Source organism: Undibacterium sp. GrIS 1.2, assembly GCF_040544435.1.
GTDB lineage: Bacteria > Pseudomonadota > Gammaproteobacteria > Burkholderiales > Burkholderiaceae_D > Undibacterium.
Genome location: NZ_JBEONP010000030.1, coordinates 1 through 25,112 on the forward strand (window position 1 = coordinate 1; position 25,112 = coordinate 25,112).

The 25,112-nt window shown below is 47.8% G+C and carries 20 protein-coding genes; 9 read left to right on the forward strand and 11 right to left on the reverse strand.

All coding sequences use genetic code 11. The features are described from left to right. Window positions 1-1,024 precede the first annotated feature (1,024 nt). Complete coding sequence (gene xseA, locus AAKU61_RS13760; RefSeq protein ID WP_354333079.1) at window positions 1,025-2,386, forward strand: exodeoxyribonuclease VII large subunit; 1,362 nt, start codon at window positions 1,025-1,027, stop codon at window positions 2,384-2,386. Between the two features lie 170 nt (window positions 2,387-2,556). Here xseA and AAKU61_RS13765 read toward each other — a convergent pair whose 3' ends face one another. Continuing rightward, window positions 2,557-3,096, reverse strand: a complete 540-nt coding sequence (locus tag AAKU61_RS13765) for a DUF3455 domain-containing protein (protein ID WP_354333081.1) — start codon at window positions 3,094-3,096, stop codon at window positions 2,557-2,559. A 348-nt stretch (window positions 3,097-3,444) separates the two neighbouring features. Here AAKU61_RS13765 and sodB point away from each other — a divergent pair, with 348 nt between their 5' ends. Then, complete coding sequence (gene sodB / locus AAKU61_RS13770; protein WP_354333083.1) at window positions 3,445-4,023, forward strand: superoxide dismutase [Fe]; 579 nt, start codon at window positions 3,445-3,447, stop codon at window positions 4,021-4,023. A gap of 283 nt (window positions 4,024-4,306) precedes the next feature. On the opposite strand, the gene AAKU61_RS13775 is transcribed toward sodB, so the two are convergent. Further along, entirely contained in the window at window positions 4,307-4,459 is a 153-nt protein-coding gene (locus AAKU61_RS13775) for a hypothetical protein (protein WP_354333085.1), read from the reverse strand. A gap of 124 nt (window positions 4,460-4,583) precedes the next feature. Here AAKU61_RS13775 and AAKU61_RS13780 point away from each other — a divergent pair, with 124 nt between their 5' ends. The 4 genes from AAKU61_RS13780 (at window position 4,584) to AAKU61_RS13795 (ending at window position 10,998) form a co-directional block, all read left to right on the forward strand. Continuing rightward, the gene (locus AAKU61_RS13780; RefSeq protein ID WP_354333087.1) at window positions 4,584-5,711 is read left to right on the forward strand and encodes a mechanosensitive ion channel family protein; all 1,128 of its coding nucleotides are present in this window, start codon (window positions 4,584-4,586) and stop codon (window positions 5,709-5,711) included. 48 nt (window positions 5,712-5,759) lie between these two features. Continuing rightward, window positions 5,760-8,027, forward strand: a complete 2,268-nt coding sequence (locus AAKU61_RS13785) for an alpha,alpha-trehalose-phosphate synthase (UDP-forming) (protein ID WP_354333089.1) — start codon at window positions 5,760-5,762, stop codon at window positions 8,025-8,027. An 8-nt stretch (window positions 8,028-8,035) separates the two neighbouring features. Continuing rightward, window positions 8,036-8,839 carry a trehalose-phosphatase gene (otsB, locus tag AAKU61_RS13790; RefSeq protein WP_354333091.1) on the forward strand — a complete coding sequence of 268 codons (804 nt, stop codon included), beginning with the start codon at window positions 8,036-8,038 and terminating at the stop codon, window positions 8,837-8,839. 371 nt (window positions 8,840-9,210) lie between these two features. Then, entirely contained in the window at window positions 9,211-10,998 is a 1,788-nt protein-coding gene (locus AAKU61_RS13795; RefSeq protein WP_354333092.1) for a glycoside hydrolase family 15 protein, read from the forward strand. Between the two features lie 200 nt (window positions 10,999-11,198). Here the strand turns inward: AAKU61_RS13795 and AAKU61_RS13800 are convergent, their stop codons facing one another. Then, a complete protein-coding gene (locus AAKU61_RS13800; RefSeq protein ID WP_354333094.1) occupies window positions 11,199-12,884 on the reverse strand; it encodes a sensor domain-containing diguanylate cyclase in 1,686 nt (561 codons plus the stop codon). On the opposite strand from AAKU61_RS13800, the gene AAKU61_RS13805 reads away from it, so the two are divergent. The 3 genes from AAKU61_RS13805 to AAKU61_RS13815 all read left to right on the forward strand — a co-directional run bounded on the left by AAKU61_RS13805 (window position 12,883) and on the right by AAKU61_RS13815 (window position 16,024). Beyond that, window positions 12,883-13,080 carry a hypothetical protein gene (locus tag AAKU61_RS13805; protein WP_354333095.1) on the forward strand — a complete coding sequence of 66 codons (198 nt, stop codon included), beginning with the start codon at window positions 12,883-12,885 and terminating at the stop codon, window positions 13,078-13,080. The genes AAKU61_RS13800 and AAKU61_RS13805 overlap by 2 nt on opposite strands. Window positions 13,081-13,339: 259 nt before the next feature. Then, on the forward strand, window positions 13,340-14,209 hold the full coding sequence (locus tag AAKU61_RS13810) for a DMT family transporter (RefSeq protein WP_322119542.1): 870 nt from the start codon (window positions 13,340-13,342) through the stop codon (window positions 14,207-14,209). Between the two features lie 534 nt (window positions 14,210-14,743). After that, complete coding sequence (locus AAKU61_RS13815) at window positions 14,744-16,024, forward strand: MFS transporter (RefSeq protein ID WP_354333097.1); 1,281 nt, start codon at window positions 14,744-14,746, stop codon at window positions 16,022-16,024. A gap of 130 nt (window positions 16,025-16,154) precedes the next feature. On the opposite strand, the gene AAKU61_RS13820 is transcribed toward AAKU61_RS13815, so the two are convergent. From AAKU61_RS13820 to AAKU61_RS13855, 8 genes are all read right to left on the reverse strand, one after another. Further along, a complete protein-coding gene (locus AAKU61_RS13820) occupies window positions 16,155-17,282 on the reverse strand; it encodes an ABC transporter ATP-binding protein (RefSeq protein ID WP_354333099.1) in 1,128 nt (375 codons plus the stop codon). A 183-nt stretch (window positions 17,283-17,465) separates the two neighbouring features. Next, on the reverse strand, window positions 17,466-18,980 hold the full coding sequence (locus AAKU61_RS13825; RefSeq protein ID WP_354333101.1) for a glycoside hydrolase family 3 protein: 1,515 nt from the start codon (window positions 18,978-18,980) through the stop codon (window positions 17,466-17,468). Beyond that, the gene (locus AAKU61_RS13830; protein ID WP_354333103.1) at window positions 18,977-19,804 is read right to left on the reverse strand and encodes a carbohydrate ABC transporter permease; all 828 of its coding nucleotides are present in this window, start codon (window positions 19,802-19,804) and stop codon (window positions 18,977-18,979) included. Before AAKU61_RS13830 ends, AAKU61_RS13825 begins: the two co-directional genes overlap by 4 nt. Then, on the reverse strand, window positions 19,804-20,673 hold the full coding sequence (locus AAKU61_RS13835) for a carbohydrate ABC transporter permease (protein ID WP_354333104.1): 870 nt from the start codon (window positions 20,671-20,673) through the stop codon (window positions 19,804-19,806). The genes AAKU61_RS13830 and AAKU61_RS13835 overlap by 1 nt, the downstream gene beginning before the upstream one ends. A gap of 2 nt (window positions 20,674-20,675) precedes the next feature. Beyond that, window positions 20,676-21,920 (reverse strand): ABC transporter substrate-binding protein, encoded by a 1,245-nt coding sequence (locus AAKU61_RS13840; protein ID WP_354333106.1) that lies wholly within the window; start codon window positions 21,918-21,920, stop codon window positions 20,676-20,678. Between the two features lie 286 nt (window positions 21,921-22,206). Continuing rightward, complete coding sequence (locus AAKU61_RS13845) at window positions 22,207-23,217, reverse strand: SIS domain-containing protein (RefSeq protein WP_354333161.1); 1,011 nt, start codon at window positions 23,215-23,217, stop codon at window positions 22,207-22,209. After that, complete coding sequence (gene nagA, locus AAKU61_RS13850; RefSeq protein ID WP_354333108.1) at window positions 23,210-24,322, reverse strand: N-acetylglucosamine-6-phosphate deacetylase; 1,113 nt, start codon at window positions 24,320-24,322, stop codon at window positions 23,210-23,212. The genes AAKU61_RS13845 and nagA overlap by 8 nt, the downstream gene beginning before the upstream one ends. Then, complete coding sequence (locus AAKU61_RS13855; protein ID WP_322119549.1) at window positions 24,319-25,053, reverse strand: GntR family transcriptional regulator; 735 nt, start codon at window positions 25,051-25,053, stop codon at window positions 24,319-24,321. The genes nagA and AAKU61_RS13855 overlap by 4 nt, the downstream gene beginning before the upstream one ends. Window positions 25,054-25,112 lie beyond the last annotated feature (59 nt).

Here is a 25,112-nt window from a genome sequence, read left to right on the forward strand (position 1 = left end):
TTTCATCTTGCCAGAAATGGCCGCTCCTTTCTCATCTATTTTGCGCTTCTCGCAATAAAATTACTCTCCGGTGTTTCGTTTTGCAAGAACCTCAAACAGCAAAATAATAAAAGTGGTGAAGTTTTGCACAAATTCTGTGTGCAAGATTGTGGATAACTCTGGGGTAGCTTGTTAAGCTTTTGATTTTAATCAGTTTTATCTTGCTGCTACAGAATTAAGCAGCGGCTTATCCACAATTTTGATAGCACAAGCAATCTCAAAACAAGATAAGTTCTGCACAGTTAATGTGGATAACATTGTGAACAAGGCAAGCAGATCGCTCTAAGTGGCTGATTTATAAGCTAATTAACTTGTTGCTTAATTAACGGGCAAATTGGTATTTTTGTGGGTAAACCACTTACTAATGCCCGGTTATCGTTGGTAAGCCGCAAATTCAGAGATCGTGCCTAGGTTCTACACATATTTTGTGGATAAGACTGTGAAGAAGCTTTGTGAATAATGCCAAGCCCATGATTTTTATAGCAATTCAGAACATGCCTTTAAATTGAGCAAATAGAAGAATAAGACCTTTTTTGCTTAAATTTTAAGCAAAACTGAATTTAGACATCTACTTATTCACAAGCAGCGGCTATTTCTGCACACATTTTGTGGATAAGATTGTGCACAAACCCGGTGATTGTCGCTAAGTCATTGTTTTCATTAAATATTAGCTTAGTGCAAATAAAATAGGCAGCAGATCAAGCTAATTGATGTCCAATCAAATCGTCATACTATTTTTGTATAACAAGATATAAGTGCCTGCTGATACTGTGGATAAGTTTGTGAACAAGATCAAGAAGCTTCGCTAAAGTCCTTGATTTATAAGGATTTTCTTTTTTTCACCGCAATTTACTAAGAATAATATCCTTTTTAAAATCAATGACTTAAGAAAGACTCGGGAAATATTTTTGACATCATTAACACTTAATGACATTCTGATGACCAACCCTTCCCTCTGTGGACAGCTTTTGACTTGCTCGGCTTTATGAATCCAGAATCCCGTACTGAAACTCCAATATTGACGCCATCTGTAATCACAGTATCGGCGCTAAACCAAGCAGTTGCGCAATTATTAGAACGAAACATCCCATTGACGTGGGTTTCCGGCGAAATATCTAATTTCACCCGCGCCACCTCTGGACATTGGTACTTCACGCTAAAAGACGCGCAGGCACAAGTGCGGGCAGTCATGTTCCGTGGCCGCTCGCAATACGCAGACTTTATGCCGCGCGAAGGCGATAAAGTTGAAGTCCGCGCATTGGTCGGGTTGTATGCCCCGCGCGGCGATTATCAAATAAATGTAGAAGCAATCCGTCGCGCCGGCGTGGGTAATCTATACGAAGCTTTTTTGCAGTTAAAAGCACAACTGGCAAAAGAAGGTCTGTTTGATCCAGAGCGTAAGCGCCCTATTCCGCATTTTGTTAAAACGATAGGGATTGTCAGTAGTCCGCAAGCGGCGGCATTGCGCGATGTGTTGACCACGCTGCAACGACGCGCGCCGCATGTCAACGTCATCCTTTACCCTACACCAGTGCAAGGCGAAGGTGCTGCAAATAAAATTGCGCAAGCAATTGCTACCGCCTCGGCGCGTGAAGAATGTGATGTGCTGCTGGTCTGCCGCGGCGGCGGAAGTATTGAGGACTTATGGGCATTTAATGAAGAAATCGTGGCGCGAACAATCAGCCATTGCGCGATGCCTGTAATCAGCGGCGTGGGCCATGAAACTGACTTCACCATTGCCGATTTTGCCGCCGATGTACGTGCGGCTACTCCTACGGCAGCGGCTGAATTAGCGGCAGCACCGCGTGAAGACTGGCTAGAAACGCTGCTGCAATACCGCATCCATCTGCATAGGGGAATGCAAAGACAACTGGCGAATCAAAACCAGAATGTCGATTGGCTGACACGGCGTTTACTGAGTCCGATCAACGCCATCAAAGCAAAAAAATTAGCTCTCGAAAGTGCTGTGCAACGTCTCAAATTTGCCAGCGCAATCCCACGCCAACAGGCGCATGCCAACTTGCATCAATTACGAACCCGGCTTCAAGGAAATCGGCCAGACATGCAGGCATATCGTACCAATTTGCAAGAATCACAACGAAGGTTGAGCACTACTTTTAAACATCAGACGGATACTCAAAGAGTAGCGCTGGCGGGCTTAAAAGCGCAGCTTGAAATGCTAAATCCACAAAGAACACTGGAGCGTGGCTACGCTATTTTGAGTGACCGTAAAGGCAAACTAATACGCTCTGGTAAGGACTTGCAGCCGAATAGCCAGATCGCAGTGCGATTGGCTGACGGGACGACTGAGATCAGCGTGAATGGTGTGCAACCTAGTCTGGATTAATTTTATTGAGCTGATTTATTTATACATCTCCAGCAAACCATATCGACAAAAAAAGGGATGCCAGCGGCATCCCCAAAGTACAGCGGCAAATGCACTTTTCAAATGCCGCCACTACATGATCATCAAATCGCACTTTTATTGCGACCATGATTGGTCGCAATATCTCTCGATTACATCGCTTTGTAAAAGTAATAATCTGCTTGATACTTGACCAACTTTTTAGCGCCAACATTAGCAGCAGCACAGCTATCTGATGGCGCAATGCCACCCATCGTATTTAGACGTTGGATATAGCTGATATCAGTCATCGCGCCATTACCCATAGATGGATTAGCTTTAACCAATTGCAAAGGAATCGCATTGGCTGCGCCCGGAGTCACCGCCAATTGCTTACCAGTGACTTTGCTACCGTCATTGGCTTCCCAAGTCGGGCCAGCATAATATTTGCCCACCGCTTTACCGCTTTGATCTGACAACACGGCAGTCGGTCCAGCAAACACCCACTCATAAGCACCTGGCATCGCTGCTTTTACGCGGCATTCGTATGTCAGGTCGCCAGCACCTACTGCCATCATGACTAGTTTATTGCCTGCTGGCACAGCAACTGCTGCAGGCGCATCCGGTGCTTTCATCATAGAGCTCATAGAACTGCAAGCCGTCAAAGAGGAGATGAGTGCCGCGCCGGATAATAAGCGTAAAGAAGTTTTCATAACATTTTCCTAATGGTTTGTATGCAAAATAGTAAATAAGGATACGTTTTCTGTTGATCTGCTCGTGATTTTGGCAGTCAGATAGAGATACGCAGCCAGATACCAATCGGTTTCAAATTCTTACAAATTCTTTACATATACTTACAAATCAAGTTTTAATGTTCTCCTTGGCAATTTTTTATGCGCATTCTTTGATGCACTATTGGCTACCTTATTGAACACCATATTGGGCACAATTTGCCCTCTCACCATCTGATTTGTTAACAATAAAATAGGAAGATGCAAGCTTGACGCGAAGCTATTACAATGGGGGTTTTCCCCCGAACCACGAACAACAAAGGATGCAAAATGGAACATACCCTACCGGCACTGCCCTATGCACTGGATGCACTCGCACCGCATATCTCTAAAGAGACTCTGGAATACCACTACGGTAAGCATCATCAGACGTATGTCACGAATTTAAATAATTTGATCAAAGGTACTGAATTTGAAAATGCTAGCCTGGAAGAAATCGTCAAAAAATCTTCTGCTGGTATCTTCAATAATTCCGCCCAAATCTGGAACCACACTTTCTACTGGAACGGCCTGAAGCCAAACGGCGGCGGCGCTCCAACCGGTGCATTAGCTGATGCAATCAATGCAAAATGGGGCTCCTTTGATGCCTTCAAAGAAGCCTTCACTAAATCCTGTATCGGTAATTTTGGTTCTAGCTGGACTTGGCTGGTCAAAAAAGCTGATGGCACATTAGATATCGTCAACACATCTAACGCGGCTACGCCATTGACTACGACAGACACACCATTAGTCACTTGTGATCTGTGGGAACACGCTTATTACATCGACTACCGCAATGCACGTCCTAAATATCTGGAAGCATTCTGGGCTTTGGTGAACTGGGATTTTGCGGCGGCTAATCTGGCTTAAAAAGCTAGCGTCAGTTTTCTGAGAAATGCATTGCTGATTAATCCAGCAATGTAGCAAATTCAGTTTAACTCTCGGCTCCAAAACAAAATGGCTACTCGCTTCGGCGGGTAGCCATTTTTTTCGTCTCTACTCGGCGTAATGATGAGTGTACCCATGTGCTTTTTATATCAATCCTACTCCGTCTCAACTGTTGCGCCTCGGCAAATTACATTTGTCCAAATATATTTTGCTATAATCGTTTTCAATTAACGTAGCAAAAGGTCAAAAAGACCTATCTACTTTCTTAAATGAAATACAACTCTTCTTGGAATAACAATACTTTACGCCGCCACTGCAGGACTGCATCAGCACCCAATATTGATCTGCGCAACCTGGCAAACACACACGGCAAATGACGTTGATCTTGAGCTTGCTCTACGCCGCTAACGACCAACACCGCTGCGTCTCTTCTATTGATGACGCGTCACGAATAACTAAGCACCAATCGCTGGCATTGCAGGTATTGCTTATGCATATCGTTTGCAAATCAACGACATCCTGCCTTTACACAAAGGATCGCTATGTTTTCATTTGAATATACATCTTATGATTTGACGCTCGCTGTTACTGTATTTTTGCTCACGTTGGTCGCCCTGCTGCTACTTAAAGCGTTTGCAACACACCAGCTTAAACGCTTAAAACTGAAAGAGCGATTACATTTTTTAGGCTATGTCGAACACATAGTAAAAGCGACCCGCTTACCGTTTTTAATCGGAATCTCCTTACTTGCAGGTATTAGTCAGCTCGATTTTCCGACCCGCATTGATCGCGGTTTGCATTTCGCCTGGATCATCATTCTTGTCACCCAAATTGCCTTATGGGGAACACGCATCATTAGTCTGATTGCCGATAACGCATTTTTACGACAAAGAGAAAACAATCCCGATGGTGCCACCCATTTAGTCTTGGCAGGAATGGTCGGTCGGATCATCTTGTGGATGATCGCCACCTTAATTATCTTGGACAATCTTGGATTCAACGTGTCCACTTTAGTCGCCAGTCTCGGTATAGGCGGTATTGCCGTGGCTCTGGCAGTCCAGAATATTCTGGGCGACATCTTTTCTTCTGTTTCTATTGCGCTCGACAAACCGTTTGTGATCGGCGACTTTATTGTGGTCGATAGCTACATGGGAACGGTCGAATATGTAGGCATGAAAACGACACGCTTGCGCAGCCTGAGCGGCGAACAAATTATATTCTCGAACACCGAGTTGCTAAAAAACAGAATTCGTAATTACAAGCGCATGCAAGAACGACGCGTCGTATTTGAATTTGGGATTGTTTACGAAACCCCAATTGAGCAAATAGAACGAATTCCAGAAATCGCAAAAAAAATCGTCACGGGTCATCAGTTCAATATCCGGTTTGACCGCGCGCACTTCAAATCTTATGCAGACGGAGCACTACAATTTGAGGTGGTGTATTACGTGCTCGATCCAGACTACAACGCCTATATGGATATTCAGCAAGCCATCAATCTGGCGCTGTTGAAACAGCTCCGCTCTCTCGGTATCAGTTTTGCCTACCCAACCAGGACATTGCATGTCGTATCACCCGGCATGAATCACGACCCGAATCGCGACGTGAATCGTGACCCGATTCGTGACATAGACCACGGCGTTTTAAATCCAATTCCTTCTACGGTATAGAAAACCTCATAGAAAATTCCACATAAAGATCGACATAAAGGTCATTTGATGAAATTACGTTCACTAAAACTATCTTTTCGCTTCGTCGTTCCGCTGGCGTTGGTGTTGGCGATGTTTGCCTATATTGTCGTTCCATTGATGGATGATTTGACCGTACGTTGGTTTGTCCGTGATCTGGAAATTCGCTCGCAATCATTAGCCAATGCCTTACAAGATCCTTTACTCGAATACGTACCGGCAGGCGCTAAAAAACGGATCGATCAATTGTTTGATCGTGCCATTGACGATGAGCGTTTATATGCACTGGGCTTCTGCGATGACAATGGCAAATTGCTATACAAGACCAGAACTTATCCAGACTCTATCGGATGCAGAGATGGACTAAAGCCGCAAGGTCCGAATCGCTCACTCTTGCGCTTACCTCAAGGGACGGTACACATCTCTGAGCGCGAATTAATGCAAGACGGTACCCTCCTTGGCAAGCTCATCTTAGTACACGATATGAGCTTTATTGAGCGGCGTAGCGCAGATACAAAAAAATATGCCATCATTATTTTTGTCTTGTTAGCGATTGTGATTTCATTCATCACCGTACTGGTTGCTCACATCAGCTTTTTAGGTTGGATGAACAGTGTAAAAAGTATTTTGCGCGGTGAATTACTACCAAAAACAGAGTCAAGCAAAAAAGAAAAAACACCGTCAGAAATGCAACCCTTGATGGGCGACCTGCAATCCTTACTACATGAATATCGCCAGGAACGTCGCGGGCAAGAATCGCCTTCTCAATTATGGACACCGGACAAACTGAAGTCGCTACTACAAGTTGATTTGGCGGGCGATCAAGTGCTAGTGGTGTCTAACCGAGAACCATATATCCATACGGAGACGCCCAACGGCATCGTCGTTAAACGTCCGGCCAGTGGTCTGGTAACTGCGGTAGAGGCGGTAATGCGAGCCTGCTCGGGTACCTGGATTGCGCATGGTAGCGGATCTGGTGACAGGCAAACAGTTGATAGTAAAGATCATGTCAAAGTGCCGCCCAAAAACCCTAGCTACACCTTGCGGCGAGTCTGGTTAACAGAGCAGGAAGAAAAAGGGTATTACTACGGCTTTTCAAACGAAGGTTTATGGCCGCTATGCCACATCGCACACGTGCGACCGGTGTTTCGCTCATCTGATTGGGATCAGTATGTTGCAGTCAATCAGCGCTTTGCCGATGCAGTCATTCAGGAGGCCAGCAGGGACGACCCTGTTGTGCTGGTACAAGATTATCACCTCGCCTTATTGCCACGTATGGTGCGAGATGTTCTTCCTAAGGCGACCATTATTACCTTCTGGCATATACCTTGGCCCAACTCAGAATCGTTCGGCATTTGCCCTTGGCGTGAAGAGATCCTTGATGGATTATTGGGCAGTACGATTCTGGGATTTCATACCCCCTTCCATCGCAAAAATTTTCTGGAAACCGTCGATCGATATTTAGAAACACGAATAGAAACCGAAGCCTCTACCATCACATGCCGGGGCGAACTCACACAAGTTGAGAACTATCCGATTTCGATTGCATGGCCAGAAGACGATACCGCCGATATTCTGACGGTCGAAGAATCTCGTGCTGAAATCAGAAAACGACTATCGTTAGCACCCGATCAGTTGCTCGGCATCGGCGTTGACCGGCTCGACTATACCAAGGGTATTGTTGAACGCTTTGCAGCGGTAGAAAAAATGCTGGAAATGCATCCGGACCTCGTGGGCAAATTTACCTTCGTACAAATCGCGGCACCAAGCCGGTCTTCATTGGAGGAATACCAAAATTTTGAAACGAGGGTAAGAGCCTTGATGGATAAGATTAATCAACGGTTTTCTAGTGCTGATTACACACCGATTATCCTTAAAGCGGAGCATCACGAGCAGGACGAACTAACCACATATTACCGGGCTGCCGATGTCTGCATGGTCACGAGTTTGCATGATGGGATGAACCTCGTCGCCAAGGAGTTTGTCGCTGCCAGAACGGATGAACAAGGCGTCTTAATACTCAGCCAATTTACCGGTGCTGCCAGAGAACTACATGAAGCTCTGATCATCAATCCGTATCATATTGAGCAAGGCGCAGATGCACTCTACCGGGCGTTACGCATGCCAAAAATTGAGCAGAGAGAGCGGATGCGCAGCATGCGTGCTCTGGTTAAAGATTTTAATGTGTATCGCTGGGCGGGCCACATGCTGCTGGACGCCGCCCGCCTGCGTCAGCGCGAACGGGTAATGTCTAAAATCCACTCACATAGCCGCGCATCATTGCGCCGCGTTCAGTAAAGGGAATAATGTTAACTTCATTCTTTGATCAAGGTATGCACAGGCTCAACGACATCGTCAGACCAGGCATGCTATGCGCGTTTGATTTTGATGGCACCTTAGCGCCTATCGTGACGCAACCAGACAAGGCCAGTTTGCCGGCTCCTGTATTGCGGCGACTAACCATCCTATCGGAGTACGCACCGATTGCGATCATCACGGGCCGCTCGATTGCGGATATTTGTACCCGGCTCTCATTTGTGCCGGACTATGTGATCGGCAATCATGGGATAGAAGGACTGCCCGGTGAGACGATAGATGCTGAACATTACAAAGCACTTTGCAATGAGTGGGAGGCCCGATTAAACCTGGCATTGCAAGCGCATCCCAGCATAGACCCGGGGATCTGGATAGAAAATAAAACTTACTCGCTCTCAGTACATTATCGACTTGCCACGAATCGCACGCTGGCCGAAAAACACTTGCTCGCTTTATTTGCACGCGTCACTCCCGAAGCAGATATCGGCACCGGAAAATGTGTCTTTAATCTCTTGCCGCCAGGCGCGCCGAACAAAGGTATCGCCTTGCAGCGCTTGTGTGAATCCTGCCAAGCACCTACCGCAATTTATGTCGGTGACGATATCACTGATGAAGATGTTTTTAACATGCACAGAAAAGACTGGCTAAGCTTGCGGATAGAACGTTCGGACGACACTGCCGCAGAATTTTATCTGAATCACCGTCTGGATATTGTCAGATTGCTGGACGAATTAATCGCCCGTTTAGCAGCGATGCCGAAGTGGAAAAATGTGACCCGCGCCATGAGCGGCTGAGTCAGTTAGTGGAATAAATTGGGACGCAAAGAAAAACATAAAAACAAACATAAAGGCAAACATAAACGCAGACACCAATCCGATCAAAATACTTGATCGATTGATTCACTAATTGAATATACTCCCAATTAGTATATTTAATTGTCCATATAATTATTGGACGATAGAGCATATTTCACTAAATTAATGGGGAGTATATTAAATAAAACCTTTTTTATGTACGAATAAGGATGGGCATTTAAGTAGGTAAACTGCTAGCTAATTGGATCAGCTTATTTATTAATTCTCCATCGAATTTTCAGGAAGACGGCAGAATGTTTAAGCAGTAAATAAGCTTTCCCGATCAACGATTTTTGTAAAGGAATTTCAGCATGTCAACACTCAATCTTGGATTAATAGGCAACTCACGCACCAGCGCATTGATTGACCAAAAAGCGTCCATCGTCTGGTGGTGTTTTCCGGTATTTGATAGTGACCCTATCTGCTGCACCCTGCTGCAAAAACAAGATCCTGAAAATGCCTCAGGCCTGATCGATATCCAATTAGGCGATGCGATATTAGTCAAACAAGAATATGAAAGAAACTCCGCCATCTTAAGCAGCCTTTTTGCCGATCCAGCCGGAAATAGTTTTGAAGTAATTGATTTTGCGCCACGCTTTCGCATGCATGGCCGCCTGTTCTCACCTTCTATGCTGGTCAGAATTATTCGGGTTGTATCTGGTCGTCCACGGATTGCATTACGTATCAGACCCACCATCAATTATGGTCAGGAACGTGCCGAAGTCCGCAGCGGCACCCATCATATTTCCTATCTAGGTGGCGAAGCACCGATGCGTCTGACAACGGATGCATCAATTTCTGCGATCCTGACCGAGCGCCCCTTCTTCCTGCAAGATAGCCTCACACTCATGATGGGACCCGACGAAACGGTGAACGGATCACCGCATGATGTCGGGCGCTCGTTTTATGAACAGACATTGGATTATTGGCAGAACTGGGTACGCAATCTTGCCATCCCATTTGAATGGCAAGATGTCGTCATCCGCGCTGCCATTACCTTAAAACTAAATGCCTTTGACGATACCGGTGCGATCATTGCTGCCGTAACTACCTCAATACCGGAAGCAGCAAATAGTGGACGTAATTGGGATTACCGTTACTGCTGGCTACGAGATGCCTACTTTGTGATCAACGCCCTAAACCGGTTGGGTGCGACCGCGACGATGGAGCGCTATTTAGGCTACATACTCAACATCATTGCCGATACCCGCGACACGCCGATGCAACCAGTGTATGGCATTCGCAGAGAAGCAACGCTGACAGAAAATATCGCACCGGCATTGGCTGGCTATCGAGGAATGGGGCCAGTCCGGGTCGGTAATCTTGCGTATAACCAAATTCAAAACGATGTCTTTGGTGCTGCGATTATGGCGAGTACCCACGCGTTTTTTGACATGCGTCTGGCACGTCCTGCCGACCGGAAAATATTTGATGATCTGGAACGTCTGGGCGATCAGGCGATCCTCAGTTACAACACACCCGACGCTGGCATCTGGGAGCTACGTGGTTCTAAACGTGTACACACATTTTCCAGCATCATGTGCTGGGCTGCATGCGATCGTTTGGCGAGTATTGCAGGCCAACTCAAGCTAGCCGATCGTGCGCATTACTGGTCAAGTAATGCGAGCAAAATGCATCACAATATTTGCGAAGCTGCGTGGAATCCGGCAATGCAAAGCTTTGTCTCAACCTTCGGCGGCGAACACTTAGATGCCAGCTTATTGCTGATGGCGGAGTTTCAATTCTTACCGGCGACTGACCCACGCTTTATCAGCACAGTAAATAAGATCGGCACCGTATTACGTCGGGGTGATTTTTTGCTGCGATATGATGAAGAAGACGACTTCGGTAAACCAGAAACAGCCTTCCTGGTTTGTACTCTGTGGTGGATTTTGGCGCTGGCGCAAATTGGTGAAAAAGTGCAAGCCAGAGAATTATTTGAGAAAGTACTGACACATCGTAATCCGCTTGGTCTGCTGGCAGAAGATGTTGCGCCAGAAACGGGCGAGCTTTGGGGTAACTTCCCACAAACTTACAGTATGGTTGGCCTGATCCAGTGCGCCTCGCGCTTAAGTATGCCTTGGGATGAAGCCTATTAAAAAAATAGCGCTCATCATGTCATCATGACGAAGGCGACAAACATATTCCTATGTCGCCATTTTGTACGCGCGAGTAATTGCATTATCAGCTTTGGCCGGACAGCAAAAAATCTAATCTATACGAGAAGATGCGTGAATGTACGTGAATATCCGTGAACATACACGAGTGCTCAAATCATGAGCATGGGAATCATGCCTAATCATGTATCGTGCAATTCGTAGGCAACTTGATTGTATCCCCGTCGCTTAGCGGCATTCAAATGCTGATCTGCTTCCGATAAGGCGACGCTGTCATTATCATGCTCAGTCAAGGCGATTGCGACACCAATACTGACGGTGACTTGCTCAACGATCGGCAATGTAGTTTGATTGACAGCATTGACAATTTTTTGTGCCATGGCGACTGCGGCAGGCAAATCGACCGCAGGCAATAAAGCGAAAAATCGCTCGCCGCCCAAACGGCCAACCACATCGGTGGAGCGCACGGTATGCCTGATGATAGCCGAGACCTCAATTAATACTTTATCTCCAACCCCGCCTCCAAAACGCTCATTGATATTTTTTAAATGATCAATGTCCATCATCAATACGGCATAAGGCACACCTGTGCGCTGCATACGGGCAAACTCAGAGAATAAGGTTTCATTGATAGACAAACGATTTGCGAGTCCGGTCAGCAAGTCACGTCGTGCCATATGATGCAAAGCCTGATTGGCGGCAGCCAACTCTGCAGTGCGCTCGGTGACTTTGCGTTCAAGCGACAAATTTGCCTCTAGTAAGGCTCTCTTGCGATACAAAAGCTGATCCGTCATACCACTTAATGCGTCAACCAGATCGCGAAGTTCGTTGGAACCCGCGTTCGATTCCAATACGGCGTTTTCATCACCGTGCTCAATTAGTCTGGCAGTGATTGCCAGCCGCTCCAGCGGACTGCTAACTTTGGAAGCGACCCAATAAATACTGCTGATAAAAAGAATCGCTGCGACGATCCCAAATAATAATAAAGTGCGCCGCAATTCAGTCACTGGCGCTAGCGCTGTCGCTGCTGGTTGCCTGACTACGATGCGCCAGTTGAGTGGGCGTGTCGCAATCACTTCTGCGACGAGGATGGAGCTACTCAGATACGCTGTGTTACCACCCCAGTTATCCAGCACAAATTCTTTTCCAGATAGTACCGATGGTGGGATTTTTTGCGCATGCAATTCAGGCCGGTCTGGATAAATGATTTCCTGATCTGCGTTCACGATAAAGATTTCTTGTTTATTCATGCGGGCATTTTTGGGTTCCAAGACACGAATTACATCACCCGCCCAACGCCAATGGGCATGCGCAGCTAGTACCCCGCGCAGTACACCGTTATCATCGAATACGGGCGCTGCAAAATCGATAAACCGCACTGGCCCTTGACCCTCGCTCTGCGGTAAAAGCTTGGCCAATAATTTTGCCTCATGCAGATCGCCGACGTAAGCCCCTTCTTTGCCACGCTTAAACCAAGGGCGCTCTGCGACGCTGTTACCTTCTAGCAAACCAGCAGCGGCAGATTGGACTATGCCAACAGTGTCTGCGACACCAAGCCAGCTGTAGTAAGGGTAAGAACGCCGCAAACGATTGACGGCATCTTTTGTATCGCTGCTAGACAATGGCAATCGACGGAAGACCGGACTGCCTGCCATTAACTCAATCTCTCTTTGCCGCTCTTGCAGATTGGCAGTCAGCACTGCAGATACCGCAACTGCCAGATCCCTGACTGCATTCCCACGTTCGATAATCAATCGCTCAGAAAACACGTGGTTGACATGGTAATAAACAGGGACGCCGATTAGCAATGCTAGACCGCCAAACAAACCGACCAGGCGACTTTTAAAACTATTGGGTAAGAGATTCATGAGAGCTGCCATCAAGTTTTTCAAGGGTTCCGCGTGCATCATCAGTCAGACCAAAGCACCGCTGTCGACACTGCAAAAAATCAGTGCTGATGTAAGCTTGAATATAAGCTTGAATATAAGCTTGAATGCAGGTGCAAATACAGGTGCGAGACATAGAATCAAGCCTGATGAAAATCACGGCATGCCGAAAAATTGATGTAATTATTGTACGCCTTCTCCCCCACTTTGGTTAAATAGGCAAGACAATAATGCAAATAAATGTTAAGCCCGTTTTTGCCTTAGCCGCATCACATCAAATGCGATGAAATAATTTCGTCTAAACATCGTGTCGTGCAGAATTAAACCTATTCATTTCATGCATAGAAAAAATAAAATCAGCGCACTCCTGTGAGATTATGGCGGTCACTTTATTTAAGGCAATTTGCTACAGAGCGCTTTGTTAGCCCACCCCACGTATGATCAATTCATCTTCACGACTCCGCTTCCTCCCCGCCATTTTTATTTTTATCTGGGCCTCTGGCTACGTAGTCGCTAAATACGGTCTGCCTTACGCCGAACCGCTAACTTTCTTATGCTTACGGTATTTAGGTGTCATCCTGTTTATGGGAGTGTTGGCAGTGACCATGCGGGCGCCCTGGCCTGCCAGATCAGCCTGGCCGCATATCGCGGTAGCAGGCGTATTGATGCAAGCGGGTTATCTTGGCGGAGTCTGGTGCGCAGTCAAACTTGGCATGCCCGCCGGTCTGGCAGCCTTGATCGTCAACACTCAGCCCATCTTGACCGCCGTATTGGGGCCAGCAATTGGAGAAAAAACGCAAGGCAGACAATGGATAGGTCTGGGCTTCGGGATCATCGGTGTCGGTCTGGTCGTAGCGAACAAAATCTCTGTCGTGCATTTATCCGCAGCCAGCATTGCGCTGGCAGTCATGGCACTGTTATCGATGACCATCGGCACCTTGTATCAAAAGAAAACCTGCCCCTCCTTTGATGTACGCACCGGTCAGGTAATCCAGTTTTTGGCATCGCTGATCTTAACGCTGCCGTTTGCATTGATGCTGGAAACCCAGACGATACTCTGGACACCAGAATTCTTTGGCGCAATGGCATGGTCTATTTTTGTCTTGTCCGGCGTCGGTATCTCGGTACTGTTTATCCTGATACGCAATGGAGAGGCGACTAAAGTCACCAGTTATATGTATCTGGTTCCTGCAGTCACTGCGGTCATGGCGTGGCTGATGTTTGGTGAGCGTTTTACCGTCACCGCCGCTGTGGGCATGGCAATCGCGTTGCTGGGCGTGGCTTTGGTGGTTAAACCCGGGCGTTGACTAAAGACAAAGAACACCACATAAGACACATAGAATTAATATACTCCCACTACGTATATTTTAAGTGTCCATAAGAATACTGGACAATACGCCATTTTTAAAATAAAAAATGGGGAGTATATTCAACTTAAGAAATTACACCGAGGTCAGAACAAAACTCTGCGCAAGCAACTTCAGCATCAAATTCAGATTAAGCCAGATCAAGCGCACCCATCAAATAACCACCATACCAGTTCGCCAATCTGGCGATTTTGCGTCATTAACACCACAAATCACCTTATCCGCAAATGGGGAGTTAATCGTCATTGAGAACTTTTTATGATTGATTAAAAGAATTTATCTGATTTTTTTAAATCAAGCATCTCAGTGGAGTTAAAGTGGCATTATTTAAACAAAACCAGTTGACCTGAGATTTCTCGCCTTGTATGTTGTCCGCTGAGACAGATGGATAGCATTCTTCCACTGCCTACATGCCGAACCGAACCGCAGCGAGCAGAACAATAATCTAGCCGAAAACCCTGAGAGATCATCAAGATGAGCACTGAACAGACCACTCACCGACATCCTATGCGCTGGATTCCTACGCTGTATTTTGCGCAAGGCTTGCCATTTTATGCCGTCGCATTGGTCGCGGGTCTGATGTACAAAAGTATGGGGATGCCAAACGACCAGATCGCGCGATGGACTGGACTGATCGGCGCTGCCTGGGTCTTCAAATCCTTATGGAGTCCATTTCTGGAATTGGCCAGTAGTAAAAAATCCGTCGTGGTTATTTTTCAGATCATCGGTGGCGCAAGCTTAGGTCTGGTCGCACTGTCGCTGCAACTACCCATGTATTTCGCAATCAGTATTGCCTTGCTCGCGGTAGTGGCGTTTGCCTCTGCGACTCACGATATTGCCTGTGACGGTTTGTATATGGCGAGTCTAAGCAATAAACAGCAGGCCGCCTATGCAGGATGGCAAGGCGCATTTTTTAACGCTGCCCGATTTTTTTCTTTAGGCGGCTTAGTTTATTTGGCCGGCTATCTCGAAAAACATATGGACCCAGCCCATGCATGGATGATCATCTTTGGGATTCTCAGCGTGATGCTGATCGTGCTTGCGCTCTACAATTTGTGGGCCTTACCAGGGACAAAAAATGCGCCGATGGAAACCTCACTCAAAGGTGCATTCTGGATTTTGAAAGACGTCATCATTGATTTTTTTCAAAAGCCAGGCATCTGGATCGCCATCATTTTCATCATTTTGTTCCGTGCCGGAGAAGGCCAGGTACAAACCATAGGACCGCTATTTTTGCGTGAAGCAAAGGAGCTTGGCGGCTTAGGTTTGACTACCGATGAAGTCGGTATCGTATATGGCACAGCGGGAACCATCGCATTTTTAACAGGTAGCGTGCTCGGTGGTTACTTCACCTCATGGCTGGGACTAAAGCGCGCATTACCTTATCTCATTATTGCGATGAACCTGCCTATTTTGGTATTTGTTTTCCTGAGCAGCAATTTGCCTGGCAATCTAGGCATCATTACTGCTGCACTGTGCATAGAAATGTTTGGTTATGGCTTTGGTTTTGTCGGCATTATTTTATTCATCATGCAGGTGGTGGCGGTTGGTAAATATCAGACCGCACATTACGCATTGGGATCAGGTGTCATGCAATTGGGCTTCATCATTTTTAAAATGATCAGTGGCGATATCCAGCTCGCCTTAGGGTACAAAAATTTCTTTGTCTGGGCGCTGATTTCTGCGGTACCGGTCTTGATCTTATCGCGATTTTTAAAATTCGAGGCCGAACAGAAAGTACCTGTAATAGTCTGATTATGCCATCGCAAAGCATAACTAAAAACTAGCAAGCATCAACTAAACTAAAGCTCACTCTGAAAAAACAGAATGCGCTTTTTTTACTTCTGCCGAGCCTGCTACACAAATCACCTCAGCTTGACCATGTTTAAGTACGACAAGCCTGCCCTGTGGCATCAAACAAATGGCAACGGGATAAAGGCATCACCACATCGATCTGGCTACCTGCCTTTAACGCGGGCGAGGTCGCGCACAGATCCGCACTCAATTTAATAGAGAGGCTTTGCTGATCGTTTTTAGCATTTGCAAGGTGTCCGTAAATTACAGAGGCGTCACCAAGATGTTCAATGAAATCGATGGAAATCTGTAATACGGGCGCTTCCGTTGAGCCACTTATTGTATGCGGTAAAGCTAGTTGCTCTGCACGCACGCCCAACGTAACAACATCACCGATAGCGACTTGTGATGCAATCACAGGCAAGGTCAAGCTAGTTCCATCTTTTAACCTTAACTGTGCATCCGTGCCATTGAGTGCGGTCACTTCTGCATTCAGAAAATTCATTTTCGGCGCGCCTAAAAATCCTGCAACGAACAGATTGGCAGGACGTTCGTATAACTCCAAAGGCGTACCAAGCTGCTCTATTTTTCCAGCATTGAATACAACAATACGTTGACCCAAGGTCATTGCCTCCACCTGATCATGGGTCACATAAATCATTGTCGTTTTTAAATCCTGATGCAGCCGACTCAACTCAATCCGCATCTGCACGCGCAGACTGGCATCGAGGTTGGAAAGTGGCTCATCAAATAAAAATAGCTTGGGCTGACGCACAATCGCGCGACCAATCGCGACCCGCTGGCGTTGACCGCCAGACAGATCTTTTGGCTTACGTTGTAGCAGATGTGTAATTTGCAATATCTGAGCGGCCTGCTGCACGGCATCGTCAACTTGCTGCTTTTTTTGCCCCGCCATTTTCAAGCTGAATGCCATATTTTCATAGACAGTCATATGCGGATACAGAGCATAGGACTGGAACACCATCGCAAGACCGCGCTTGGCTGGCGGGATATCGTTGGCCATTTCTCCATCGATGAATAGCTCGCCATCGGTGATGTCTTCTAATCCAGCGATCATACGTAGCAAAGTTGATTTACCACAGCCTGAGGGCCCGACAAAAACAATGAATTCACCGTCGTTGATATCGAGATTGATACCTTGGATGACTTTGGTGTCGCCGTAGTGTTTGGTGATATTGCGTAGTTGAACTTGAGCCATTTTTGTTCTGGTATTCTCTCGAACTAATATTTTTATACTTCGTAGCGACAGGCCGGGAGTGACGACCCCGCGGCGTCCGAAATACCTCCAACCAACAAATACATCAAAAGCCTAAAGAGTCTCTAGAAGCTCTGATGAGATAAGTAGAGTGCGCCATGCGCACCACTCCCGCCACCAAATTTCTCAAACATCAAAACCAGCTACAGGCAACTTACCTTCAGCAACAATATCTCCACGTAACCAAGCCGCAACAGCGGCTATCGCTGGCGTAGCAAAACCATAGGTAATCAGCGCAGGCGATTGGATGTCCAACGATTGAAACGGGTTCCATAACACCAGATGTAAATCCGGCTTCCATTCCCGGCGAATTTTTTCGCTGTAACGCAAACGGATTGTGGAGGCGAGTATCGTAAAGCGACCATCATCGGGCAATGCGCTCCAGTCAAATTCGTTCGCCCGATCAAATTCTACGGTTTCAACATCATAAATTTCACTCAGCATCGCGCTGACTTTTTCGGAGCGGATACCCGCTTCCGAGACGCCGTCGCTGACCACATTAGCGCTGATCACTAAACGGACTTTATTGCCGGGTGAAGGAGCTTTGGGGCTGTGGTAAGGCGTCAATCCACGCTTCCATCCCTCTGCCATTAATTGCAAATCGTGTGCTTCGGTTTGATAGGCGATTTGAAACCCCGTTTGCTGACATGGATACTGTTGCGTCAGTTTGGTGATGCGCGCCAGCCGTTGCTGCAACCCAGCTGCGTCGATCTGCTCGCTTTGTATGGCGTCGGTCAAGGCTGCCAGTGTCTCGATCTGAGTTTCTCTGGTGCCTAATGCCATCACCAGATCAGCCCCCGCATCCAAAGCAAGGACGGCGGCTTTGCCCGCGCCATAGCGACCGGCAATTGCGTGCATGTCCATGCCATCGGTGATAACGACGCCCTGATAATTCCATTCATCTCGCAAAATGCCAGTCAGGATTTTTTTCGACATCGTGGCGGGATAATCGGCATCTAATGCAGGGTAAACAATGTGTGCCGTCATCATGGCTGGCGCGGCGTCTTTAGCCACACGAAAAGGTGCAAACTCCAGTGCATCCAGTTCTGCACGAGACTTATCGACCGTCGGCAAATCACGGTGCGAATCGACATTGGTGTCACCATGCCCGGGGAAATGTTTAACGCAGCACGCGACGCCCTCGGACAAACTGCCTTCCATCCATGCCATTGCTAAACGACTAGCCTTCTGCGGATCAGAGCCAAATGAGCGTTCAGAGATGACGGGATTATCAACGTTATTATTGAGGTCGAGCACCGGAGCGAAATTCCAGTTAAAACCGAGAGACTTCACGCCACGCGCAACCGCCGCACCTACCGCGCGACATAGCGCTGGGTCATCGCTAGCTCCCAAAGACATCGCAGCGGGCGGCTGCGGCACCCAGGTCGCTCGCACGACCGCTCCGCCCTCTTGATCAATGCCGATCAAGGCATCCGGCCCCATGACGTCTCGTAAATCCGACGTGAACTTAGACAGCTGCTGCGCATCCACCATATTTTGGCGAAACAGGCAAACTGCGCGGATATGATTGTCACGTAAAAATTGCGCCATCTCTGCATCAAGCGAGGTACCGGGCATGCGTATCATGATCAATTGACCTGCGATTTTTTTTGCCGCTGCGTTTGTCATTATGTTTGTCATTTCACTGCTCCATCCATGCCGCGCATAAAAAAGCGCTGGGTAAATAAAAAGGCGACGAGTATCGGCGCGATCGTCAAAATAGTGCCCGCAGCAATCACCCGTGTACTGCTGCCGTAAGTACCACGCAGATACAGCACACCTGCCGACAAAGGAAAATCATCGGGCTTACTAATTACGATAGAAGGCCAGATATAGTCATTCCAGGCTTCCACCGCAGTCAAAATACCGACCGTTGCTAACCATGGCGAGATCAATGGCAACACGATTTTCCAGAAAATAATCCACTCCGGTGCACCATCAACCCGTGCGGCATCAATCAGGTCTTGTGGTACTTCATCGAAGGCTTGTTTCAACAGCAGTATCGATACCGCGGTCACCACATTCGGCAAGATCACACCGGTATAAGTATTGACCAAGCCTATCTTGGTCAGAGTGATAAAGTTCACCAAAAAATTCACTTCTGACGGCAAAATCATGGTTGCCAATATCAGCCCAAACACCAGCTTGCTACCGCTGAAGCGCATGCGTGACAAAGGATAGGCTGCCAGCGAGCACAGTAGTAGTTTCCAGCATACGGTTGCTACGGTAATCAGCAAGGAATTTTTATAAAACGCGTTCATCGGGATGACGCGGAATACTTCAATAAAATTGTCGATTGATACCGCTTGTGGCATAAAGCTGGGCGGGAATTCAAAAATATTGCCCTCAGTCGATACCGCCACTACCAGCGTCCACCAGAACGGGAATACGCATAACACCGCCAATGCGATTAGCACCGTATATTGCACAACAATTTTAAACAGACGCTCAACGGAATAGGACATCACCTGTGCCTCGGCTTCAGATAGCGCAGACAAGCCAGTGCAATGGCAATACAAGATAATGACATCACAAAACTGGCGGCAAGACCGCGTGGCAATTTCAGATGTTTTAAACCCTGATCGTAGGCATAGTAGAGCGCGGTGAAAGTTGAATTCATCGGGCCGCCCTGAGTCAGAACATCGACCTCCTGATATGCCTTCAGCGCAGCTAAAACGGACATGATGGTACAGACCATGATGGTTGGAAATAGCATAGGTACGGTGATCTTCCAAAACCGTTGCCATAGATTTGCACCGTCTAACATGGCGGCTTCTTGCATCTCGGCCGGGATGGATTGCAGCGCCGCCAGATACATCACCATATACCAGCCCAGTCCGCGCCAGAGCGAGACAAACATAATCGAGAAAATCGCCAGACTATCATCCGATAACCAGCCCAGTGGTTGATTAATGGCATGCAGTTTCAGGAGTGCATAATTCAAGGCGCCCTGATCATGGAACATAAATCCCCACATAATCCCGACTACCGCAACCGTGGTCACCACCGGCACATAATAAGCCGCACGGAACCAGCGTATCGCTGGCAATTGGGTATTGACCAGCGACGCCAGTAAGATCGCACCGACCTGAATAAACGGGACGATCAATAAAAATAGCAGGGAATTTTTAAGACCGTTGACAAACATCGCATTTCCAAAAATATAGCGATAATTATCCCAACCCACCCAATGCGTAGCGCGGACTAAACTGAAATCGGTAAAGCTCAGATAGGAGCCATATAACACTGGCCAGAACGAGAACAACGCGAGCAACAATAAAGCCGGTGCGAGGAATACATAGGCAATCACATTATGTCGTCGAAAGGCGGACATAATCAGTGATCCTCCTTCGCCATCATCCCGGCATGGATTTGTGCATTAACGTCAGCAGCCAGCTTTTTATTCCAGATCGCCACTGCCTCATCAAGTGCCAGCTTGATCTCTTTTTTGCCCGTCATTCCCGCCTCTACTGCCTGCACCAGAAACCGCCGCAACTCATCGTAATCAGTAATGCCATCCACATACAAACTGCGTGAATACTGCATAGAACCAGCAGCAACGGTCTGCGCAACTTCTGCTGCGCCCGCATGATCCGGCATCTGTGCAAAGTAAGGATTAGCAAGTGCTTTGACTGTGGTCGGCATGACTTTGGCAATCTTAGCAAAGGCTAATTGATTCTCGTCGTTCGTCAGAAATTGGGCAAACTCAGCAATCGCGGGAAGCGATCGGGGATTGACGCCTTTTGGTACAGCAAAGTTAAACATCCAACCACCGTCGGCAATACCCGTAGGACCAACAGGCGCAGGGAAAATCGCGGTATTCGCATAGATTTCGGCAGAGTCGGCCTGAATACGTTTTAAGGCAGTTGGCGCGCTGACCATCATGCCTAAGCGACCGCCCAGATAAGCATCCACCACGGCGGGGAAATTGTCTTCGGCAAACAATTTATCCTTCAAAAAACCGTTCACCTTATAGGTGTCAGCGAGCTTTTTGATCAAGGCGATATGGGCGGGCGAATTAAAAACAGCCTTGCCATCTTTGATCAGCGGCAGACCTTGCTGCATTAAAAAACCATCGATCTTGCCTAGCGCAGGCGCATAGCCAGCCTTACCAGTTTTGGCTGCAATCTGGCGTGCATAGGCGAGCAGCTCGTCCATATTTTTCGGTGCTTGCGTGATCCCAGCAGCACTCAGAATTTTACGGTTGTAGGCAATCACATTGACGTTGCTGTAATGTGGAAAACCGTAGAGCTTGCCGCGAAAGGTCAGATCATCGAGCGCGCCTTTGGTGTAGACCGTTTTGTTCTTCATCAGACCGTCAACCGGTTCGATAAAACCATCACGCGCAAATTCTTCTGCCCACGGCACGCTGAGATTGACTAGTGAAGGCGGTGTGCCTGCTGCAATCGAGGTGATGAGTTTCAGTTGCAAAATATCCCAGGGGAAATCTACCCACTCGACCTTGACACCGGGATGTTGCGCTTCATACGTTTTAACCAGCGTTTGAAAATACGGAATGAACTTCGGCTTTAAGCTCATGGTCCAGAATTCGATTTTTTCTGTAGCGTTTACGCTAGTCATAGCAAGCACAGAGACCGTTACCGCGAACGAGAATAGGAATATGGCGCGCCGCATGGATACCGCTAGCCTTGCAAGGATTTTGCTAGCTCGCTGCCCCATCACTAAACGCCACATTCTGCCTGACAAAGAAATACTCCCCTATTTTTTTGTAAAATATCGCTGATTGTCCAGGTTTTCTATGGACAATGTAAATATACTAACTAGGAGTATATTTATAAACAGTTTTAAAAAAAGCGCTATGCTCTTTCGTTACCAAATGCGCACTAGTGTTTTTCCTCGTGCGATTTCAATTCGTCTTGGTCACTTTACTTAAATGCCGTGGCTTGTCAGGATCTAATCCGCGGGCGATCGACAAGTGCGCTGCCATGACATAAAACGCCTGAATCGCCACGATGGGATCAAGGTCTGGTGTGGCTGCGGTAGGCAATGTCAGGTTACGTTCTTTTACGTCGATTGGTGCTGCCAGCAACACATTAGCGCCACGGCCACGCATCTCTTCTGCCAGCGCAATTAAGCCTGCTTGGGTAGGACCGCGGGTTGCAAAAATCAGCAGAGGATAGCCATCATCAATCAAGGCCATCGGGCCATGTTTGATCTCTGCACCACTAAATGCTTCTGCCTGTATGACTGAGGTTTCTTTAAACTTAAGCGCCGATTCTAATGCGACTGGGAAGCTGATACCGCGCCCGACGGTCATGATGCGCGACGCTGGGGTTAACACGTCTAAAGCATTAGACCAGTCGCAACGGGTAGCCGCCTCTAAGGCTTCTGGCAGAGACTCAATCGCGCTCAAAAATTCCGCATCGTTTTGCCAATTGCCTGCAACACGCGCACCGGCAACCAGTGAGGTAATAAAACTCTTGGTTGCTGCGACACTCAATTCTGGCCCTGCATGCAAAGGCAAAGTCCATTCGGCGCTCTGCGCTAATGGCGATGTCGCATCGTTGACTAATGCCACCGTGGAGGCGCCGCCCTCACGAAAATAACGAATCGGCTCAATTACATCCGGGCTTTGTCCCGACTGCGAGATTGCAATCGCCAGCGCATCGCGGGCATGCAACGGTGACTTATTCAATGTCACTAATGACATCGGCAAAGAGGCAACGATGCGACCCAGGCGCGACATGATCAGGTAGGCTGCGTAATTAGCGGCATGGTCAGAACTACCACGTGCCACCGTCAATACCGATGACGGCGGATGATCTCTGAGATGTTTTCCCAGCGCGATATAACGGCCTTTGTCCTGCGTCAGTTGATGCGCCACAAACTCGGCGGACGAGCAGGCTTCCTTAAGCATTTGCGAGGTCAATCTTTTCTCCTTCTACATACACAGCAATCAGGTTGAGCTTGCGGTCAAGCACGACGATGTCGGCATAACTATCCACTTGCAAACGACCACGATCAGATAAGCCGAGATAATCGGCGGCATAAGTGGAAACACGCTTAGACGCGTCCGCAATATCGAGACCGATGCTGACCAGATTGCGCAAGGCTTGATCCATCGTCAAGGTGCTACCTGCTAGCGTGCCGTCTTCTAGCCGCACACCGCCCAGACATTTATGTACCACCTGACGGCCGAGCATGTACTGACCATCTGGCATACCAGACGCAGCGGTAGAATCGGTCACACAATACAGATGCGGAATCGCCCGCATTGCCGCCTTGATCGCACCGGGATGAACATGCATCAGATCGGGAATAATTTCAGAAAATTGTGCATGCGCGAGTGCTGCGCCGACCATGCCAGGCGCGCGATGATCAAGGCGCGACATCGCGTTATACAAGTGCGTAAAACCCTTGGCACCATTTTCTAAAGCGGCGACACCCTCTTCATACGTGCCCAGTGTATGACCGAGCTGCACCACCATACCCATATCGGTCAGCTCACGTACCAGTTGTAAATGACCTTCCATTTCTGGTGCAACTGTGATCAGTTTGATCGGTGCAATATCGTGTAAATGCTTAACCTGTTCCAGCGAGGCAATCCTTGCAAAATCTGGTTGAGCACCGAGCTTGCCCGGATTGATATACGGGCCTTCCAGATGGACGCCAAGTACGCGTGCTGCGCCTTTGGTTCTGGTTTCGCATACTGGCTTTAAAGCGTGCAGAGCTGCCTCCAGATCAGCCATGGGCGCGGTCATGGTAGTTGCCAGCAAACTGGTCGTGCCGTGCTGTGCGTGCATGCGTGCAATGACCTCGGCAGCATCACCTGCTTCCATCGTGTCTTTACCGCCAGCGCCATGCACATGCAGATCGACAAAGCCGGGCAAAATATATACTTGCTGATTTTGTGCTGGATCAATGGTCGCACCAAGGATTGCCGTCACGCGTTCTGCAAAATCGATAGAGCCGCTAACCCAACCGGAAGAAGTCAGGACATTGCCTTGCAAAGTTCCACTCATCTGAACAGCTCCGCAACAAAATCATAATAATCACTGCGACAAAACGAGTGCGTCAGTTCTACCGCAGCACCGGTCGGCAAGTAACCAACGCGGGTAATGTAGAGCATTGCCGCACCTTGTTTAATGCCTGCCAGCTTGGCTTGCTCGGCCGTCGCGTTGACAGCACGGATATGTTGCAAGGCGCGGGTCGGCGTGACGTTATGCGACTCCAGATAACCATACAAACTGTCGGTGACTAATTTAGGATTGGGTAAATAGATCGCCGGTATGGTCGTGCTCTCTATCGCCATCACTACATTATCAGCAGTGCGCAAGCGCTTTAGCCGCGATACCACAGTGTTGGGCGACAAACCTAATGACAAAATCTCTTCCGGTGCGGCGATACCGGTTTCGCGTGAAATCCATTGCGAACCTGGTGCAAAACCACGTTGGCGCAGCTCTTCACTAAAGTTAGTCAGACGGGATAAAGGTTGCTCTAATTTTGGGGTGATATACGTGCCAGAGCCATGCTTGCGGGTGAGCAGCCCACGCTCGCACAACATATCAATGGCTTTGCGCGCAGTGACGCGAGAAATCTCTAATACCTCGGACAATAAGCGCTCTGATGGCAATGCCTCGTCTGGCTGCCAGATGCCGCTATGGATGCCTGTTGCTAATTTGTTCGCCAGTTGCAGATACAAGGGCGTAGAGCTTTCGCTATCTGGTTTGAAATCACTTAATTGCGCTTGCATAGTTTTTTCCTAGTGAAGCGTTTTTACAAATTACTCATGAATTTGCGATTAAATTTTTA

What these genes read in the sequence shown, in the direction of transcription:
- otsB (WP_354333091.1), top strand. Translation starts at nt 8,036, where the DNA reads ATGTTAACTTCATTCTTTGATCAAGGTATGCACAGGCTCAACGACATC.
- AAKU61_RS13830 (WP_354333103.1), bottom strand. Translation starts at nt 19,804, where the DNA reads ATGTCCTATTCCGTTGAGCGTCTGTTTAAAATTGTTGTGCAATATACG.
- xseA (WP_354333079.1), top strand. Translation starts at nt 1,025, where the DNA reads ATGAATCCAGAATCCCGTACTGAAACTCCAATATTGACGCCATCTGTA.
- AAKU61_RS13835 (WP_354333104.1), bottom strand. Translation starts at nt 20,673, where the DNA reads ATGTCCGCCTTTCGACGACATAATGTGATTGCCTATGTATTCCTCGCA.
- sodB (WP_354333083.1), top strand. Translation starts at nt 3,445, where the DNA reads ATGGAACATACCCTACCGGCACTGCCCTATGCACTGGATGCACTCGCA.
- AAKU61_RS13825 (WP_354333101.1), bottom strand. Translation starts at nt 18,980, where the DNA reads ATGACAAACATAATGACAAACGCAGCGGCAAAAAAAATCGCAGGTCAA.
- AAKU61_RS13795 (WP_354333092.1), top strand. Translation starts at nt 9,211, where the DNA reads ATGTCAACACTCAATCTTGGATTAATAGGCAACTCACGCACCAGCGCA.
- AAKU61_RS13805 (WP_354333095.1), top strand. Translation starts at nt 12,883, where the DNA reads ATGAGAGCTGCCATCAAGTTTTTCAAGGGTTCCGCGTGCATCATCAGT.
- AAKU61_RS13780 (WP_354333087.1), top strand. Translation starts at nt 4,584, where the DNA reads ATGTTTTCATTTGAATATACATCTTATGATTTGACGCTCGCTGTTACT.
- AAKU61_RS13820 (WP_354333099.1), bottom strand. Translation starts at nt 17,282, where the DNA reads ATGGCTCAAGTTCAACTACGCAATATCACCAAACACTACGGCGACACC.
- nagA (WP_354333108.1), bottom strand. Translation starts at nt 24,322, where the DNA reads ATGAGTGGAACTTTGCAAGGCAATGTCCTGACTTCTTCCGGTTGGGTT.
- AAKU61_RS13815 (WP_354333097.1), top strand. Translation starts at nt 14,744, where the DNA reads ATGAGCACTGAACAGACCACTCACCGACATCCTATGCGCTGGATTCCT.
- AAKU61_RS13785 (WP_354333089.1), top strand. Translation starts at nt 5,760, where the DNA reads ATGAAATTACGTTCACTAAAACTATCTTTTCGCTTCGTCGTTCCGCTG.
- AAKU61_RS13845 (WP_354333161.1), bottom strand. Translation starts at nt 23,217, where the DNA reads ATGCTTAAGGAAGCCTGCTCGTCCGCCGAGTTTGTGGCGCATCAACTG.
- AAKU61_RS13810 (WP_322119542.1), top strand. Translation starts at nt 13,340, where the DNA reads ATGATCAATTCATCTTCACGACTCCGCTTCCTCCCCGCCATTTTTATT.
- AAKU61_RS13765 (WP_354333081.1), bottom strand. Translation starts at nt 3,096, where the DNA reads ATGAAAACTTCTTTACGCTTATTATCCGGCGCGGCACTCATCTCCTCT.
- AAKU61_RS13800 (WP_354333094.1), bottom strand. Translation starts at nt 12,884, where the DNA reads ATGAATCTCTTACCCAATAGTTTTAAAAGTCGCCTGGTCGGTTTGTTT.
- AAKU61_RS13840 (WP_354333106.1), bottom strand. Translation starts at nt 21,920, where the DNA reads ATGACTAGCGTAAACGCTACAGAAAAAATCGAATTCTGGACCATGAGC.
- AAKU61_RS13855 (WP_322119549.1), bottom strand. Translation starts at nt 25,053, where the DNA reads ATGCAAGCGCAATTAAGTGATTTCAAACCAGATAGCGAAAGCTCTACG.